This window comes from Bacteroides mucinivorans (assembly GCF_034654355.2).
Classification (GTDB): domain Bacteria; phylum Bacteroidota; class Bacteroidia; order Bacteroidales; family Bacteroidaceae; genus Bacteroides; species Bacteroides nordii.
Genome location: NZ_CP178179.1, coordinates 221,216 through 237,607, shown reverse-complemented (window position 1 = coordinate 237,607; position 16,392 = coordinate 221,216). Strand labels below are relative to the sequence as shown.

The window sequence follows — 16,392 nt, the reverse complement described above, 5'->3', positions numbered from 1 at the left end:
GAGTTTTATTGTTTGACTATCTTATATTGCACAACTTCCTCTCCATATTTCAAAATAAGAATATAAATACCGGTACTGTATGTGGATAAATCTAAAGAGACATTCCCATTTCCAATCTGCTTTTTATTTAATAGTTTTTGCCCGGAAGAAGAGTAAAGTGTAAAATCATAACAACAATTTTCTTCACCTGAAGAGATTTCCATATTTAAAAAACCTTTTGTTGGATTCGGAAATACCCTTATTTTACATTGCATCAATTCTTGTTCCAAAGGAGAGATTTCATCATCAACAGATTTAGCACGTGTATTTATAGAAATTACAACTCTGCTTACGCGGTTACCTGCATGATCATATTCATAAACAACTTTATAAGTTTGGGCAGAAAGTTGAAATATGGCAAACAACAATACTAAGAAAGATAAATATACTCGTTTCATATCATTTTACATTTTATAGTTCATAATAGCCTTCTCATATTATCATTTTTTTATTTGTGATTTCAAGTCCTCTATTTCCTGCTTCAAATCTATTATGTATAAAGTCAGTTCTTCTATCTTCTGAAGTAACAAAACATCCGTCTCTGCCAAATTGACTCCATTAGCTTTGACTTCTTTTTCCGAAGGAACACCAGGCAAGGTTCCATTCTCATCAATATGTCGTTTTACTTCTTTTAGAGAAGGAAGATTATATCCTTTTTTAAATACAAAATCAGCCCAGTCAGAAACGACTTTAATCTCTTTGGCGCGTATCGTACCATTAACATCCAGCTCATTAGATGGGTTAACTGTACCAATACCTATTTTCCCATATTGATCAATATGCATTCTCACTCTTGCAGTTCCTGTAACATCTCCTGGCTGGCTAGTCATTAATTGTAAAAACGTCCCCCATTCATCCCCTCTAAATGCTCTTATACCACTTTGACCTGCATACTTAAAATTAAAAATAATATCTCGCTTCCCTGCTTCACCGGTAGGAGAATTAGGTCCTTGAATTATAAATGTAGAATATGTATTATCCAGTTCGTTGCCAAATTCAGATGAACCATTGACTTTTAAATTCTCCAAATTCACATTCCCAGATAAATCACTCATTAATATCTTATTCCACCCATTCCAAGAAGAGGAGAAATAATCACCATTTCTATAAAAAACACCATTATTGTTAAAACTCAACTGACTTATATAACCTGCGGTTCCATTAAACCCAGGAGAAATCGTAAGATTCGTAGTAAATCCATATGCAGTACTAATACCTGAAGTCGTTAAAAATTTCAAATCAGCCTTAACTTCTCTCTCTCCATAATCACGAGGTGGCTCACTTATGTTCCTTGTATCATTAACGCCTAATGACATTGCTGTTTGTGCATGGGTACTCATAGATAATAAAGGAATGGCAAATACAACTAATGAATAAATAATCTTTTTCATACTAAAAATTTAAATGTTAACACCTGGAAGAATTATCTCAGTAAAACATGGCCAGCCTATGTCTCGAACAAAAAATGTTTTGTACAAAAATAAAGAAATATGTCATAAAAACCTAAAAAAGCACCCGGACAAATCAGACACTAAACAAGCAGAATAAACACCTAATTTTCAGAACAATACAATATAAAAGCAAAAAAAGACCCGGACAATTGAAAAAATATTTTCATCTGTAATATTTAAATCCACACCATATAGCTATAAATAGAAGGGAGAGGGGAGAATTGAGAAGGGAGAAGTAAGCTACGCTATCACGCTGCATAGTACTTCTCCCTTCTCAATTCTCCCCTCTCCCTTCTATATCATTCTCCCTTCTCAATTCTTATACGTGCATCCACTGCTATCACCTCTTTTTCTGTGGCCAATAGTGGATTGATATCCATCTCCTTTATCTCAGTCGCAAACCGTAACAAAGTAGAGAGACGAACTATTATTTCGGCAAATTTATCTTCATTCACTCCTTTTTGTCCACGGGTACCCTGAATTATTTTATAAGCCCGGAGCGAGTGAATCATAGAATAGGCTTCCTCATAAGACAACGGGGCAAGACCGGAAGAAACATCTTTCAATACCTCCACAAAAATTCCTCCTAATCCGCACAACACCACATGCCCGAATTTCTCTTCGTATTTGGCACCAATGAACAACTCTGTACCTTTCAGCATAGGCTGTACCATGATAGCATGCGCTTCCGGTATCTGCATCATCCTATCGAATTCTAACGCCAGATGCTGCTCTCCTTTTATATTCAGCACTACACCACCTACGTCCGATTTATGCACAGGTCCTACGACCTTCGCCACCACAGGAAATCCACAACGACGGGCAAAAGCAATCACCTCTTCTTTATTTCCCGAAACAAACTCGTCAACAATCGGAATACCTGCCGAGTGGAGCAATGCCTGCACATAATGCGGCTCAATATATCCATTTGCCGGAATAGAGTCAATGATGCGACGAATACGGGGAACATCCACACCAAAAAGTTCGATCTCATTCGTTGCCGGCCGCGGTGCATTTACAATGCGCGACAAAGCCGTACCAAGCGTCACTTCATCTGCAAAGTTCACATGCCCTTTGGCAAGAAAAGCTGCTACTTCTGCCCCTGCCGTATTGATGGACGGAAGAATAGGGAAAATAGGCTTACGGCAAGTCTGCATCTTTTCGTGCAATACATCGTACATTTCAAACATGGTCACTAATCCCGGTGTACCGAAAATGGCCATCATGGCATCTATATTTTCAAACTTCTCTTCACAATAATCAATGCAGAGACGGAGGTGCTCCGGTGTACCGGTAGCAAGGATATCAATCGGATTTCCTACAGCAGCACCGGGAAATAATCTGGCTTTCAGCTCATCTGCCGCCTCACCTTCCAGGCGGGGGACGTTCAACCCGCCTTTGCTTAGTGCATCGGTCAGCATCACTCCCGGACCACCGGCATGGGTGATAATAGCAAAGTTCTTACCTCTCAACTCCGGCAAAGTAAAGACACAACCAACCGTAGTAAGCTCCTCGCGTGAATAGCAACGCACGATACCTGCCTTACGGAACAATGCCTCTACGGCAGAATCGGGACTTGCAATAGCCCCTGTATGTGAGGAAGCTGCACGACTGCCACTTTCGGAACTTCCAGCCTTGATCGCTGCAATTTTACATCCCTTTTTTATCAGCGATGAAGCATGGAACAACAGTCGGTCGGGATCACTGATACTCTCTATATAGAGCAGTTTAATTCCGGAATCTTTCTCCGGATCAAATGTTTCGTCCATATATCCCAGCACATCTTCCACGCCAATCTGTTTGGCATTTCCTACAGACCATACGGAATTGAACTGCAACCCTTTCGTCACCGCACTCTCGAGAATAAATACCGCCGTAGCACCGGAGCTGGAAATCAAATCCACTCCCTTCGGACTGAGTTGTGGTATAGGCTGACTGAACACACTGTGATGCCAGGTATTCATCACTCCGATACAGTTGGGACCGATAAGCGATGCGCCATATTTATTTACCGTTTCAAGAATTCGCTCCTCAAGCAAGGCACCTTCATGCGTTTCTTCGCCAAAACCTGCAGAAAGAATAACAAATGCACGGGTCTGTTTTTCACGTGCCAAAGTCTCTACCATATCCGGACACAGGGCGGCCGGAATGGCAAGAATGGCAAGATCGGTATCGGGTATATCTTTTGCATCGGCAAAAGAAGGAATTCCCTGCACTTCTGCTTCTTTGGGATTTATAGCACGAAGTTCACCACGGTATCCTCCGCTGATAAGATTTTTCAGAATAGCGCCTCCGGGCTTATGTACATTATTTGATGCGCCCACTACGACAATACTCTCTGGGCGGAGCAACTGAGTTGTAATCATACGGCTGTATATTATTCGGTTATTAATGCACAAATATAATGTTTCTTCAGAACAAAAGGTACATAAAAGAGATTCTTTTCATTATACCTTTTAAGACAGGTAAGATATATACTTATAGGAATACAGTATATCAATATATTAGTGATAGCAAACACGGAGTAAGGACAAACAACACCCGGATGTTGTTGATCAAAACATCCGGATGTTATCTATAACAACATGGGGATGTTTTAGAGCAAAACACCCGGATGTTTTCTATTCTTTAAACATGGATAATGTTTGCTTTAAACGTATCTGGTTATTTACTTAAAAGGTACATTGAGTAACGCTTAAAGCATATACTTAAATAGATATAAGTTCAGGCAGGAAATCTATTTCACTCCCCTACAGTGTTATGAAATAAAGTTGAAAGAGGATTTTATGCAGATTGAGCAGAAAAGTCACTATCTTTGCACACTCACTGAACCGATTATAACAAAAAGACACTATAACAATATGGAAAAGAACTTCAAAAGAACCACAGTGACCTCGGCTTTGCCTTATGCCAACGGCCCTGTTCACATCGGGCATCTGGCCGGCGTATACGTACCGGCAGACATCTACGTCCGCTACCTGAGACTGAAAAAAGAAGATGTACTCTTTATCGGCGGGTCAGACGAACACGGTGTGCCCATCACGATTCGTGCCAAGAAAGAAGGAATCACTCCGCAGGATGTGGTAGACCGTTATCATTTCCTTATTAAGAAATCCTTCGAGGAGTTCGGTATCTCATTTGATGTATATAGCCGCACGTCATCGAAAACACATCATGAGTTGGCCTCAGACTTCTTCAAGGAGTTATATAACAAAGGTGAGTTCATTGAAAAAACATCCGAACAATACTACGACGAGGAGGCACATCAGTTTCTTGCCGACCGTTATATCACAGGCGAATGTCCTCACTGTCACTCCGAAGGTGCTTATGGCGACCAGTGCGAGAAGTGTGGTACTTCTCTTTCTCCAACAGATCTTATCAACCCCAAGAGTGCTATCAGCGGAAGCAAACCGGTGATGAAAGAAACCAAACACTGGTATCTCCCACTGGACAAACACGAAGCATGGCTGCGTCAATGGATTCTGGAAGATCACAAAGAATGGCGCCCCAATGTATACGGCCAATGTAAAAGCTGGCTCGACATGGGCTTGCAGCCTCGTGCAGTGAGCCGTGACCTTGACTGGGGAATTCCCGTTCCGGTAGAAGGAGCCGAAGGAAAGGTGCTCTATGTGTGGTTCGATGCCCCCATCGGCTATATTTCCAATACTAAAGAGCTGCTTCCGGACTCTTGGGAAACCTGGTGGAAAGATCCAGAAACACGCCTGATCCACTTTATCGGAAAAGATAATATCGTATTCCATTGTATCGTATTCCCGGCCATGCTGAAAGCCGAAGGTAGCTATATCCTGCCGGATAATGTACCGAGCAATGAGTTCCTGAACCTGGAAGGTGATAAAATTTCAACTTCACGCAACTGGGCAGTATGGTTGCACGAATATCTGGAAGACTTCCCGGGCAAGCAAGACGTACTGCGCTATGTGCTGACCGCCAATGCACCGGAAACCAAAGATAATGACTTCACCTGGAAAGATTTTCAGGCACGCAATAACAATGAGTTGGTAGCTGTTTATGGTAATTTCGTAAACCGCGCAATGGTGCTCACTCAGAAATACTTTGATGGATGCGTTCCCGCACAGGGCAATTTGACCGATTATGATAAAGAGACGCTGAAAGAATTCGCCGACGTAAAGGCTGAAGTAGAAAAGCTGCTCAACGTATTCAAATTCCGTGATGCGCAGAAAGAGGCTATGAACCTGGCACGTATCGGAAACAAATATCTGGCAGACACCGAACCGTGGAAGCTGGCTAAAACAGACATGGAACGTGTAGCCACTATCCTCAACATCTCATTGCAACTGGTAGCCAACCTGGCTATTGCTTTTGAGCCGTTCCTGCCTTTCAGTTCCGAACGTCTTCGCCAGATGCTGAACATGAACAGTTTCGACTGGTCAGAACTGGGACGTGACGACCTCCTCGCCGCCGGACACCAACTCAACAAACCGGAATTGTTGTTTGAGAAGATTGAAGACAGCGTCATTGAAGCTCAGGTACAGAGACTGCTCGACACCAAGAAAGCCAACGAAGAAGCCAACTATAAAGCCAAACCGATCCGCGAAAACATCGAGTTCGACGATTTTATGAAACTGGATATTCGCGTAGGTACTGTTCTTGAATGCCAGAAGGTGCCCAAGGCAGACAAGTTACTGCAATTCAAAATAGACGACGGACTGGAAACACGTACCATTGTCAGTGGCATTGCCCAACACTACAAACCGGAAGAACTCGTAGGCAAACAGGTTTGCTTCATTGCCAACCTCGCTCCACGCAAGCTGAAAGGTATCGTTAGCGAAGGTATGATTCTCTCTGCCGAAAATAATGACGGCAGTCTGGCTGTAGTAATGCCGGGCCGCGAAGTGAAGCCGGGCAGTGAGGTGAAATAGCTCTCATAATTCCAAATAATTCATGAGCGAATCACTTAAAGAAAAGACAGCTAAAGGATTATTCTGGGGCGGATTCAGCAATGGCATACAGCAATTGTTGAATCTGTTCTTTGGGATATTTCTGGCCCGGTTGCTCAATGCCGATGACTATGGTATGGTAGGAATGCTTACCATTTTTATAGCCGTAGCCGGTACCTTGCAGGAAAGTGGTTTCACCAATGCGCTGACCAACAAACGGGAAGTAACCCATAAGGATTACAACGCAGTATTTTGGTTTAGTACCCTGACAGGGATAACCATGTACATTTTACTTTTCTTAAGTGCTCCGCTGATTGCCGATTTCTACGAAAAGCCGGAACTTGTTCCACTGGCACGGTATCTGTTCATCGGATTTCTGATCTCGAGTTCTGCTACCGCACACAATGCCGTCTTATTCAAGAATCTGATGGTAAAGCAAAAGGCTATGTCACAAATTATAGCTTTAACCCTCTCCGGGATCATAGGCGTAATTATGGCGTTCAACGGAATGACATACTGGGGAATAGCTACACAAAGTATAGTTTATATTCTGGTGGTAACCATCTGCTTCTGGCATTTTTCTCCCTGGCGTCCCACACTCAATATAGATTTCAGTCCATTGAAGGGTATGTTCGGATTCAGCAGCAAGATACTGGTTACGAATATCTTCACGCAAATCAATAATAATATATTCTCAGTTCTGTTAGGTAAATTCTTCTCAGAAGCAGAAGTGGGCTATTACACGCAAGCCAACAAATGGAACACAATGGGACACTCGCTCATCACAGGCATGGTTAGCGGAGTAGCACAGCCTGTGCTTACTGAAGTAGCCAATGACGCGGGACGCCAACGAAATGTATTCCGGAAAATGTTGCGTTTCACTGCCTTTATCTCTTTCCCGGCTATGTTCGGACTGGCACTTATCGCTCATGAACTTATTGTCATTTCGGTAACGGATAAATGGCTGGACAGTGTGCCTATCCTGCAATTATTGTGCATCTGGGGAGCCTTCCTGCCGATATTGTCTCTTTACTCCAATCTTATCATCAGCAAAGGAAAGTCCAACATTTATATGTGGAATACAATCGCCCTGGGGATTCTTCAGGTTATAGTTATGTTACTGGCTTATCCTTACGGCATACACACCATGATCGTTGCCTTTGTGACTGTCAATATTGTCTGGATGCTGGTATGGCACTATTTTGTATGGCAACAAATCCGCCTCAGTCTCTGGAATGCACTGAAAGACGTTATCCCCTTTGCCACCCTGGCAGGAATCACAATGGTTGTCACTTATTACGCTACGCGCAGTATCGGCAATATATATCTGCTGTTCACCGCTAAGGTAGTGGTAGCCGCTATACTGTATACCTTACTGATGTGGGGAAGCAATTCTGTTGTTTTCAAAGAAAGCATACAGTTTTTGAAAAAGAAGAAGTAGGGAGAAGGAAAGATGATAAGCGTAGTGATACCTTTATATAATAAAGAACGATACATAGAAAGAGCGGTCTATTCGGTTCTCTCCCAAACGTTTCAGCAGTTTGAGATAGTTATTGTCAACGATGGTTCTACCGACGGGAGTGTTTCTGTCATCGAACGAATGAACAATCCACTCATCCGCCTTATCCACCAAAAGAACGGAGGTGTATCTGCTGCAAGAAACCGGGGGATTGAAGAAGCACGTTTTGAGTATATTGCATTTCTGGATGCCGATGATGAATGGAAAGAAAATCATCTGGAAGTAATAGCAGGACTGATAAGAAAATTTCCGGAATGCGGTGTATTCGGCACTTCCTATTATTATACCCGGGAAAACACCTCTCCCGCCACTCCGATTCTACCCGTACCATTTACCTTCAGCGGAGAAGAAGGAATCATAGACAACTACTACGAAATGGCTTCGGGGACCGACTTCCCTATCCATATGAGTTCATATGCAGTCCGTAAAAGAGAAATACAAAAAATAGGCGGATTCCCTGTGGGCATTCCATCGGGCGAAGATGTTATCACGCTTGCCAGACTCCATGCCGTTTGTGACATTGCCTATTCCAAACTACCGACTTCAATCTACTATCTGATATACGAAGGCAAAAACGTCCGTCCGGTACTCATGAATAATCCGTTGGACGAAGCGTTCGACAGACTGTTTAAAGAGGCATCACACCGCAAAGGTGTACGCCGTTTCGTTTCATCATGGCACAAGCGAAGAATGGTAAGTGCTATCTATGCAGGTAATTACCTGTTGATGTGCAGAGAATTCTTCATCGCTTTTCACCTTTACCCTTTGCAAAAGAAATTATACACCTCTCTGCTACTCAGTTTCTTCTCCCGGTGTACGGGAAAAGATTTATACTCCATCAACCGGATTTTAAACAAAAAGAAAAGAACATGACAGCCTCTCCTACCAGTCCCTCTTTCCCTCTTGTGTCCGTTGTAATGTGTACTTATAACGGAGAGAAATTCCTGCGCGAACAACTGGACTCTATTGTACAACAGTCCTATCCTATCCACGAGTTGCTGATTCAGGATGACCAGAGCACAGACCGGACAACAGAAATCATAAAGGAGTATCAAGCCCGCTATCCTTTCATCCGACTGCATATTAATGAGAAGAACCTGGGATTCAATGCTAATTTCCATACTGCACTCTGTAGCGCAACGGGTGATTTCATCTCTATCTCCGATCAGGACGATGTGTGGCATCCCGACAAACTTAAAGAGATGATGGCATGTATCGGAAACAAAGCCATGTGTTTTTCTTTTTCCGCTACACCCCAAGATCACTCTATAGATGATATAGAACGCCGCCTCAACAATAACGAAAGCCTGGAACGACTGCTGTTTTCCAACTGCGTACCGGGACATAGCATGCTGCTACGCCGCAGTATGATAGAACAGATTCCTTTCTGGGACAACAATGTACTCTATGACTGGTGGCTGGCTGTCAATGCCCAGCTCTATGGAGGAGTAGTCCGGTGTAATAAGATACTGACAAACCACCGAGTACATCAAGAATCAGCCATGAGCCTTTTTTACCAGAAGAACTATAAAAAAGCGAAACCTTACCTTCCCTATCTGAAAGGTTATCAATCGTACCGGGCATTAAGAAAAAAAGAGAGTTGGCAGAAATTCTACCGCCATATCCATAGAGAGAGCAATGGGCAGAAAGAACTAAATACTGCACACCGCATTGTGGACGCCATGTTGGGGAGGAGTTTCTTTTCTTTCCTGAAACTATGCCTGTTCTGCACGATACATAAAGACAAAATTGCAGCGAGAAAAAAGATCAATCACCTGAGAGCATTCTTCTATCCCTGCTTCTATGCATACAAGAATAAATGCTTTAATGACAGAGCGTTTCATGATTAACTCTGAGTATGAACTATTAAAGAAAAAGCCATGAGAATACTTGTTATCATTGTGAGTTACAACTTTGAGCACTGGATAGATCGCTGTCTTGGCAGCCTGCGCAAATCGGTACATCCGGTTGACACAGTAGTGATAGATAACTGCTCGTCTGATTCTACTACCCAACTCATTGAACAGCGTTATCCCGAAGTACGCCTCATCAAAAATAAAGAGAATCTCGGCTTTGGGCGTGCCAACAATATTGGAATGGAAATAGCCATCAGCGAAGGATATGACGCTGTATTTCTACTCAATCAGGATGCATGGATAGACCCACAAACCATTGGTACACTTGCAAACCTTTGCCAGGAATATCCGGCTTATGGCATCCTCTCTCCGGTACATCTGACCGGTAACGGAGATAAGCCCGAACAAGGATTCAGTGCTTACACCGGCATCCGGCAACTGAGTGATCTGAACAAGGAAGTTCCCATAGTGCAAACAAGTTTCATCAACGCCGCTTTCTGGATGATCCCTGTTGCCGTACTCCATACAGTGGGAGGATTCTCACCTCTTTTTTATCACTACGGAGAAGACAAAGATTACGTCAACCGCCTCAAACACCACGGATATCTCGTAGGATACTCTCCCATAGTATTCGGTTGTCATGACCGGGAAAACCGGAAAGTCAGCCACGGAGTATGGATGCGTTCGGAACAAATATACCTGCTTACTGAATATGCCAACATCAACTACTCGTCTGTACAAGCCTTCGGATACGGCATATTGGCAGGCATTCAAAAAGCATTGCAAATGCTCGTACAAGGAAAACCCAAAGATGCACTGTCCTACCTGGCTATCTCCTGCCGGTTGTTGAAACAGAGTTCCAAAGTGAACCGGTTCCGAAAACAAAGTTGTCAAAGAAAAGCTAATTATTTACATTTATGAAAGTACTCTATACCTTTGGCGGAATGCCTCATTATCTGAATGCCATGCTCAATAAGCTACAGGCGAAAGGTGTTGATATCATAGTTGTTACTCCACAAAAAGGAAATGCCAACATCGGCAAAGGAGTAAAAATGGTAGAAAGTGGCTCTTATAAGCATCTCACCAGCCCGGAAAAAAAGATGTTTTACGGGAAAACAGCTTATCCGCAACTGCCGGAAATTATCCGGAAGGAACAACCGGATATTCTTGTAATGGGATGGCCTTACTTCCTGCAACTGTTCTTTCAGCCGGAACTAAGAAAAGCGGTAAAGAGCTGTGGAACAAAAATCGTCATCCGTGAGATACCATTCCAGACTCCACCCTATGGAAAGATAAGAGCGTTTTTCAAGGCTCAGCCTATGTATGACGAAAACATGCGGTTGCAGAGTACCGGAATGTCATTTTACATCAAACAATGGCTTACAGCACGTATCCGCAAATATTGTTATTCAAAAGTAGCAGGAACACTCAATTATTCAACGGCTGCATACGACATCCTCCCTTCCTATGGAGTAGAAAAAGAGAAAATACATGTTACTTATAATTCTACCGACACGGAAGCGTTGCTTCGTGAAAAGGAAAACGTACAGACAGCCCCTTCTATCCTTCCTCCCAATCCAAGGCGTATTCTCCACATCGGACGACTGGTGAAATGGAAACGGGTGGACCTGCTGATAGAGGCTTTACCCAAAGTAATAGCACGGTTCCCGGACACAGAATTGGTGGTAGTAGGTGATGGCCCCGAACTGGAGAACCTAAAGCAACAGGCAGAGCAACTGAACCTGAGCGGCTACATCCGTTTTGCTGGTAGTGTTTATAAGCCAGAAGTACTGGGAGCTTATATGAATGAATCTGCTGTATATGTACTTGCCGGTATGGGAGGGCTTTCTATCAATGATGCTATGACTTATGGTATGCCGGTCATCTGCTCTGTATGTGACAGTACCGAACGGGATCTGGTAACCGATGGGAAGAACGGTTTTTTCTTTAAAGCAGGGGATGCCAACAGCCTGGCCGAAAAAATTACAACTCTTTTCTCATCTCCCGAACTTTGTGAGAAGATGCGAAAAGAGTCGCAAAGAATTATTCTTGAAGAGATCAATATCGATACAGTCAGTCAACGATATCTGGACGCTTTCAAAGCATTCATGAGGTAGACTTCCGAGATTTATACTCTATCGCAAAGCTGCTATGATACGTTCACAGGCATGTCCGTCTCCATAAGGATTGTGTGTCTCTGACATCTTCTGATAAAGTGCTTTATCACGCAATAATGTGTTTACATTGCTGACAATCGCATTGTAATCCGTACCAACAAGCTTTACCGTCCCGGCAGCTACAGCTTCCGGACGTTCCGTTGTATCGCGCATCACAAGAACAGGTTTCCCTAATGACGGAGCCTCTTCCTGCACACCGCCACTATCCGTCAGCAACAAAAGACTGTGCTGCATGGCATAAATAAATGGCAGATAATCCAACGGATCAATCAGATAGACATTACTCAAACCCGAAAGCAATTCGTAAACAGGTTTCTGCACATTCGGATTCAAATGCACCGGATAGACAATATCTATATCAGGATGTTCTGCTGCTATCTCTTTAATGGCTTTGCAAATATGCAAAAAGCCTTCGCCAAAGTTTTCACGGCGATGTCCGGTGACAAGAATATATTCACGGTCTGTTAATATATAACCTTTGGCTTTCAGAATCTCATGTAGCTCCTGTTGTTTCTCCTGACTGTCAGATATAATATCCACCGCCATCAACAGGGCATCAATCACGGTATTTCCCGTTACAAAAATACGATTACCATCAATATTCTCACGAAGCAGATTCTCTTCAGACTGATGGGTAGGAGCAAAATAGTAATGACAAAGACGATCTGTTACCTGGCGATTCATCTCTTCGGGCCAGGGAGAAAGCATATCATAGGTGCGTAAACCGGCTTCTACATGCCCTACCTTGATCTGCTGATAAAAAGCAGCCAGACCGGCAGCCATTGAGGTGGTTGTATCACCGTGTACAAGTACCACATCGGGAGCAAACTCTTTAAATACATCACGCAAACCCAGCAATACCCTAGAGGTTATATCATATAAATCCTGCCCGGGGGCCATGATATTCAGATCATACTCAGGTACGATACCAAATACTTCCAATACCTGATCCAGCATCTGGCGATGCTGTGCCGTGACACAAACCTTCGTTTCAAAGTGTTCTGTATCCCGTTGCAAAGCCTTTACCAAAGGAGCCATCTTGATGGCTTCCGGTCGTGTTCCGAATACCAGTAATATCTTCTTCATTACTTTCTAACTCCGCAAAAATCCAGTTCCAGTTTGCCTTCCTCACGCACCATCTCTACAAAAGGGGTATGACGCACCAGCCACACTACGATATCTGCCTTCGCATAAGCCTCTTTATAATCCGTCAAATGGAAACTGGGATGTGAACTTATATTCGGTTCCACAATCAATACATCCGCTCTTGACTCGGAAATAATACGGGAAGCAATATATTTGGCAGGAGACTCCCGCAAATCATCAATATTGGGTTTGAAGGCCAATCCCATACAGGCAACAACCGGCTCCCGGTCATTCTTCTCTACAAACCGCTGGCAAGTTTCCATCACTTTGTTAGCACACCAGTCGGCTTTATAATCATTCGTCTCACGGGCACGCTTGATAAGCTGTGCCTGTTCCGGATAATCAGAGACAATAAACCAGGGATCTACAGCAATACAATGTCCTCCTACACCACATCCCGGTTGGAGAATGTTAACACGCGGATGTTTATTGGCCAACTCTATCAACTCCCATACATTTACTCCTGCCTTATCACAAATCATCGAAAGTTCATTGGCAAAAGCAATTTGAGAATCACGTGACGAATTTTCAGTAAGTTTACACATTTCAGCCGTACGGGCATTGGTACGGTGCAAAGTACCTTTCACAAAAGCAGAATAAAATTCAATCGCTTTCTCCGTAGATTCCGGATTGATACCACCAATCACACGGTCATTATGAACCAGTTCATAAAGTGTATTTCCCGGTAATACACGTTCCGGACAGTAAGCAATGTACAATTTATCTTTCAGCTCCGGTCGTTCTTTATATATAATCTCTGACATCCGCTCGGTTGTAAAAACAGGAGATGTAGATTCAATAACAAATAAATCTCCCGCCTTCAGATAAGGAATTACCGAACGTGTAGCAGATTCTACATACATAATGTCTGCCCTATGGTTCTGTTTGAACGGGGTAGGTACCACTACAAAGAAAGCATCCGCAGTTTCGGGTTTCGACACAGCCCGAAGATTTCCTTTTTGAACAGCTTCCTTTACTATCTTATCCAGATCCGGCTCTACAATATGTATTTTCCCTTGATTGATAGTGTCCACTACCACTGGGTTCACATCTACTCCAATCACCTGATAACCATGAGTTGCAGCAACTGCCGCCGTAGGAAGGCCAATATATCCCAAGCCCAAAAACAGAACCTTTTTCATATGTTAAACCTATTTATATATAGTGCTGCAAAAGTACAAATAATCCATGACTTTGTACGGATTCTCACAGAAAACCGCTATTTTTGCCAAAACATTCTGGCACATGAGAGTACTGATCATAAATACATCCGAACGAATAGGTGGTGCAGCCGTAGCTGCCAGCCGTCTGATGGAAGCACTGAAAAACAATGGAATCAAAGCCAAAATGCTGGTACGTGACAAACAAACCGACCAGATAAGTGTTGTCGGACTCGACCGTAGCTGGCTGACTTTATGGAAATTCGTTTGGGAACGCATTGTCATTTGGAAAGCAAATCATTTTAAGAAAAACAATCTTTTTGCAGTGGACATAGCCAATACAGGCACAGACGTTACCTCCCTCCCGGAATTCCGGCAAGCAGACATTATCCACCTGCACTGGATCAATCAGGGAATGCTATCACTCAAAAACCTCAGCAAAATACTGGAATCGGGAAAACCTATTGTATGGACTATGCATGATATGTGGCCTTCTACCGGTATTTGTCACCATGCACGCGAATGTACCAATTACCAGCATGAGTGCCACCATTGCCCTTTCCTTTATGGCGGAGGTAATAAAAAAGACTTGTCCGCCCGCATATTCAGAAAGAAAAAAGAACTTTATAAAGCTGCTCCTATCACATTTGTAACCTGTAGCCATTGGCTTGAAGAAAAAGCCAAAAGCAGTGCATTGCTCACCGGACACACCGTAACAAGCATTCCAAATCCTATCAATACAAATCTGTTCAGACCCCGTAATAAGCAAGAGGCCCGTGCACATTTCCGATTACCCCAGGAAGGAAAATTGTTACTGTTTGGCTCTGTCAAAATCACAGACAAACGTAAAGGAATCGACTATCTGATAGAATCATGTAAGTTATTGGCAGAGAAACATCCTGAGCTGAAATCCTCACTCGGAGTTGTGGTATTTGGCAACCAGTCACAACAACTGACTAATTTGTTGCCTTTCCCGGTCTACGCACTCGATTACGTCAGCAATGAGCATGAATTAGTGAATATATACAATGCTGTCAATCTGTTTGTAACTCCCTCACTGGAAGAAAACCTCCCTAATACTATCATGGAGGCAATGGCATGCGGAGTACCTTGTGTAGGATTTAATGTCGGAGGTATCCCGGAGATGATAGACCACCTACATAATGGCTATGTGGCACAATACAAATCGTCTGAGGACTTTGCCAACGGAATTTACTGGGCATTGACAGAATCGGAAAGCCCTATATTGGCGGAACAGGCCTCACGAAAGGCCATAGCTAACTATTCGGAAAGTATCATTGCCAAGAAATACATCGAAGTTTATAACAAAATCACGGGAAAGCATGCATAACCATCCTACCCCTAAATTCTCAATTATCACCGTAACTTACAATGCCGGACAGGTACTGGAAGACACGATACAAAGCGTCATTTCACAAACCTACCGACATGTAGAGTACATTATTGTAGATGGAGCCTCAAAAGATAATACACAAACGATTATAAACAAATACCGCGAAAGGATTCATAAAGTGGTCAGCGAACCGGATAAAGGTTTGTATGATGCTATGAATAAGGGAATATCATTAGCGACAGGTGATTATCTCTGCTTTCTCAATGCCGGCGACAGTTTTCATGAAGATGATACGCTGCAACAAATGGTACACTCGATCAGTGGAAACGAACTTCCCGATGTGCTGTACGGTGAGACAGCAATTGTAGATAAAAACGGACACTTTTTACGTATGCGCCGCCTTTCGGCTCCTAACGTATTAACCTGGAAAAGCTTCAAACAAGGAATGCTGGTATGTCATCAGGCTTTTTTTGCCAAACATACCCTAATAGAACCATATGATCTGAATTATCGTTTTTCTGCTGATTTTGACTGGTGTATCCGGATTATGAAAAAGGCACGTACCCTACACAATACCCATCTCACCGTCATTGATTATCTGGACGAAGGAATGACTACCCGGAATCAGAAAGCATCTCTCAAAGAGCGTTTTCGTATTATGTGCCGGTATTATGGAGTGATGAGCACCGTAGCACATCACGCCTGGTTTATCATACGGGCCATCTCCAAAAAATAAAAAGCTACCCGGAGGAAGGAAGCATTTTCCTTATC

Annotated in this window: 13 protein-coding genes; 8 read left to right on the top strand and 5 right to left on the bottom strand. The window is 43.1% G+C overall.

All coding sequences use genetic code 11. The features are described 5' to 3' along the window. Positions 1-5 precede the first annotated feature (5 nt). The 3 genes from VCM39_RS00805 to VCM39_RS00795 all read right to left on the bottom strand — a co-directional run bounded on the left by VCM39_RS00805 (position 6) and on the right by VCM39_RS00795 (position 3,856). Positions 6-437: a T9SS type A sorting domain-containing protein gene (locus VCM39_RS00805; RefSeq protein WP_195349131.1), complete on the bottom strand. Its 432-nt coding sequence runs from the start codon at positions 435-437 to the stop codon at positions 6-8. 42 nt (positions 438-479) lie between these two features. Next, positions 480-1,430: a pyocin knob domain-containing protein gene (locus VCM39_RS00800; RefSeq protein WP_322932379.1), complete on the bottom strand. Its 951-nt coding sequence runs from the start codon at positions 1,428-1,430 to the stop codon at positions 480-482. A 359-nt stretch (positions 1,431-1,789) separates the two neighbouring features. After that, on the bottom strand, positions 1,790-3,856 hold the full coding sequence (locus VCM39_RS00795) for an acetate--CoA ligase family protein (protein ID WP_322932378.1): 2,067 nt from the start codon (positions 3,854-3,856) through the stop codon (positions 1,790-1,792). A 495-nt stretch (positions 3,857-4,351) separates the two neighbouring features. On the opposite strand from VCM39_RS00795, the gene metG reads away from it, so the two are divergent. The 6 genes from metG to VCM39_RS00765 are packed head-to-tail and all read left to right on the top strand — an operon-like array spanning position 4,352 to position 11,901. Further along, positions 4,352-6,391 (top strand): methionine--tRNA ligase, encoded by a 2,040-nt coding sequence (gene metG, locus VCM39_RS00790; protein WP_025866873.1) that lies wholly within the window; start codon positions 4,352-4,354, stop codon positions 6,389-6,391. A gap of 22 nt (positions 6,392-6,413) precedes the next feature. Continuing rightward, the gene (locus VCM39_RS00785) at positions 6,414-7,850 is read left to right on the top strand and encodes a lipopolysaccharide biosynthesis protein (RefSeq protein ID WP_322932377.1); all 1,437 of its coding nucleotides are present in this window, start codon (positions 6,414-6,416) and stop codon (positions 7,848-7,850) included. Positions 7,851-7,862: 12 nt separating this feature from the next. Then, complete coding sequence (locus VCM39_RS00780; protein WP_322932376.1) at positions 7,863-8,801, top strand: glycosyltransferase family 2 protein; 939 nt, start codon at positions 7,863-7,865, stop codon at positions 8,799-8,801. Further along, positions 8,798-9,778: a glycosyltransferase gene (locus VCM39_RS00775; RefSeq protein ID WP_322932375.1), complete on the top strand. Its 981-nt coding sequence runs from the start codon at positions 8,798-8,800 to the stop codon at positions 9,776-9,778. Before VCM39_RS00780 ends, VCM39_RS00775 begins: the two co-directional genes overlap by 4 nt. 30 nt (positions 9,779-9,808) lie before the next feature. After that, on the top strand, positions 9,809-10,705 hold the full coding sequence (locus VCM39_RS00770) for a glycosyltransferase family 2 protein (protein WP_322932374.1): 897 nt from the start codon (positions 9,809-9,811) through the stop codon (positions 10,703-10,705). After that, a complete protein-coding gene (locus VCM39_RS00765) occupies positions 10,702-11,901 on the top strand; it encodes a glycosyltransferase family 4 protein (RefSeq protein ID WP_322932373.1) in 1,200 nt (399 codons plus the stop codon). Before VCM39_RS00770 ends, VCM39_RS00765 begins: the two co-directional genes overlap by 4 nt. Positions 11,902-11,919: 18 nt before the next feature. On the opposite strand, the gene wecB is transcribed toward VCM39_RS00765, so the two are convergent. After that, entirely contained in the window at positions 11,920-13,047 is a 1,128-nt protein-coding gene (gene wecB, locus VCM39_RS00760; protein ID WP_322932372.1) for a non-hydrolyzing UDP-N-acetylglucosamine 2-epimerase, read from the bottom strand. Beyond that, positions 13,047-14,249, bottom strand: a complete 1,203-nt coding sequence (wecC, locus tag VCM39_RS00755) for a UDP-N-acetyl-D-mannosamine dehydrogenase (protein WP_221650980.1) — start codon at positions 14,247-14,249, stop codon at positions 13,047-13,049. Before wecC ends, wecB begins: the two co-directional genes overlap by 1 nt. A gap of 103 nt (positions 14,250-14,352) precedes the next feature. Between wecC and VCM39_RS00750 the strand changes: the two genes are divergently transcribed. Both VCM39_RS00750 and VCM39_RS00745 read left to right on the top strand, forming a co-directional pair. Next, the gene (locus VCM39_RS00750; protein ID WP_221650979.1) at positions 14,353-15,618 is read left to right on the top strand and encodes a glycosyltransferase family 4 protein; all 1,266 of its coding nucleotides are present in this window, start codon (positions 14,353-14,355) and stop codon (positions 15,616-15,618) included. Continuing rightward, positions 15,611-16,357, top strand: a complete 747-nt coding sequence (locus VCM39_RS00745) for a glycosyltransferase family 2 protein (protein WP_322932371.1) — start codon at positions 15,611-15,613, stop codon at positions 16,355-16,357. Before VCM39_RS00750 ends, VCM39_RS00745 begins: the two co-directional genes overlap by 8 nt. Positions 16,358-16,392: the final 35 nt, after the last annotated feature.

Excerpts from the sequence above, each read along its gene's own strand:
- VCM39_RS00805 (WP_195349131.1), bottom strand. The coding sequence starts at position 437 with ATGAAACGAGTATATTTATCTTTCTTAGTATTGTTGTTTGCCATATTT.
- VCM39_RS00800 (WP_322932379.1), bottom strand. The coding sequence starts at position 1,430 with ATGAAAAAGATTATTTATTCATTAGTTGTATTTGCCATTCCTTTATTA.
- VCM39_RS00795 (WP_322932378.1), bottom strand. The coding sequence starts at position 3,856 with ATGATTACAACTCAGTTGCTCCGCCCAGAGAGTATTGTCGTAGTGGGC.
- metG (WP_025866873.1), top strand. The coding sequence starts at position 4,352 with ATGGAAAAGAACTTCAAAAGAACCACAGTGACCTCGGCTTTGCCTTAT.
- VCM39_RS00785 (WP_322932377.1), top strand. The coding sequence starts at position 6,414 with ATGAGCGAATCACTTAAAGAAAAGACAGCTAAAGGATTATTCTGGGGC.
- VCM39_RS00780 (WP_322932376.1), top strand. The coding sequence starts at position 7,863 with ATGATAAGCGTAGTGATACCTTTATATAATAAAGAACGATACATAGAA.
- VCM39_RS00775 (WP_322932375.1), top strand. The coding sequence starts at position 8,798 with ATGACAGCCTCTCCTACCAGTCCCTCTTTCCCTCTTGTGTCCGTTGTA.
- VCM39_RS00770 (WP_322932374.1), top strand. The coding sequence starts at position 9,809 with ATGAGAATACTTGTTATCATTGTGAGTTACAACTTTGAGCACTGGATA.
- VCM39_RS00765 (WP_322932373.1), top strand. The coding sequence starts at position 10,702 with ATGAAAGTACTCTATACCTTTGGCGGAATGCCTCATTATCTGAATGCC.
- wecB (WP_322932372.1), bottom strand. The coding sequence starts at position 13,047 with ATGAAGAAGATATTACTGGTATTCGGAACACGACCGGAAGCCATCAAG.
- wecC (WP_221650980.1), bottom strand. The coding sequence starts at position 14,249 with ATGAAAAAGGTTCTGTTTTTGGGCTTGGGATATATTGGCCTTCCTACG.
- VCM39_RS00750 (WP_221650979.1), top strand. The coding sequence starts at position 14,353 with ATGAGAGTACTGATCATAAATACATCCGAACGAATAGGTGGTGCAGCC.
- VCM39_RS00745 (WP_322932371.1), top strand. The coding sequence starts at position 15,611 with ATGCATAACCATCCTACCCCTAAATTCTCAATTATCACCGTAACTTAC.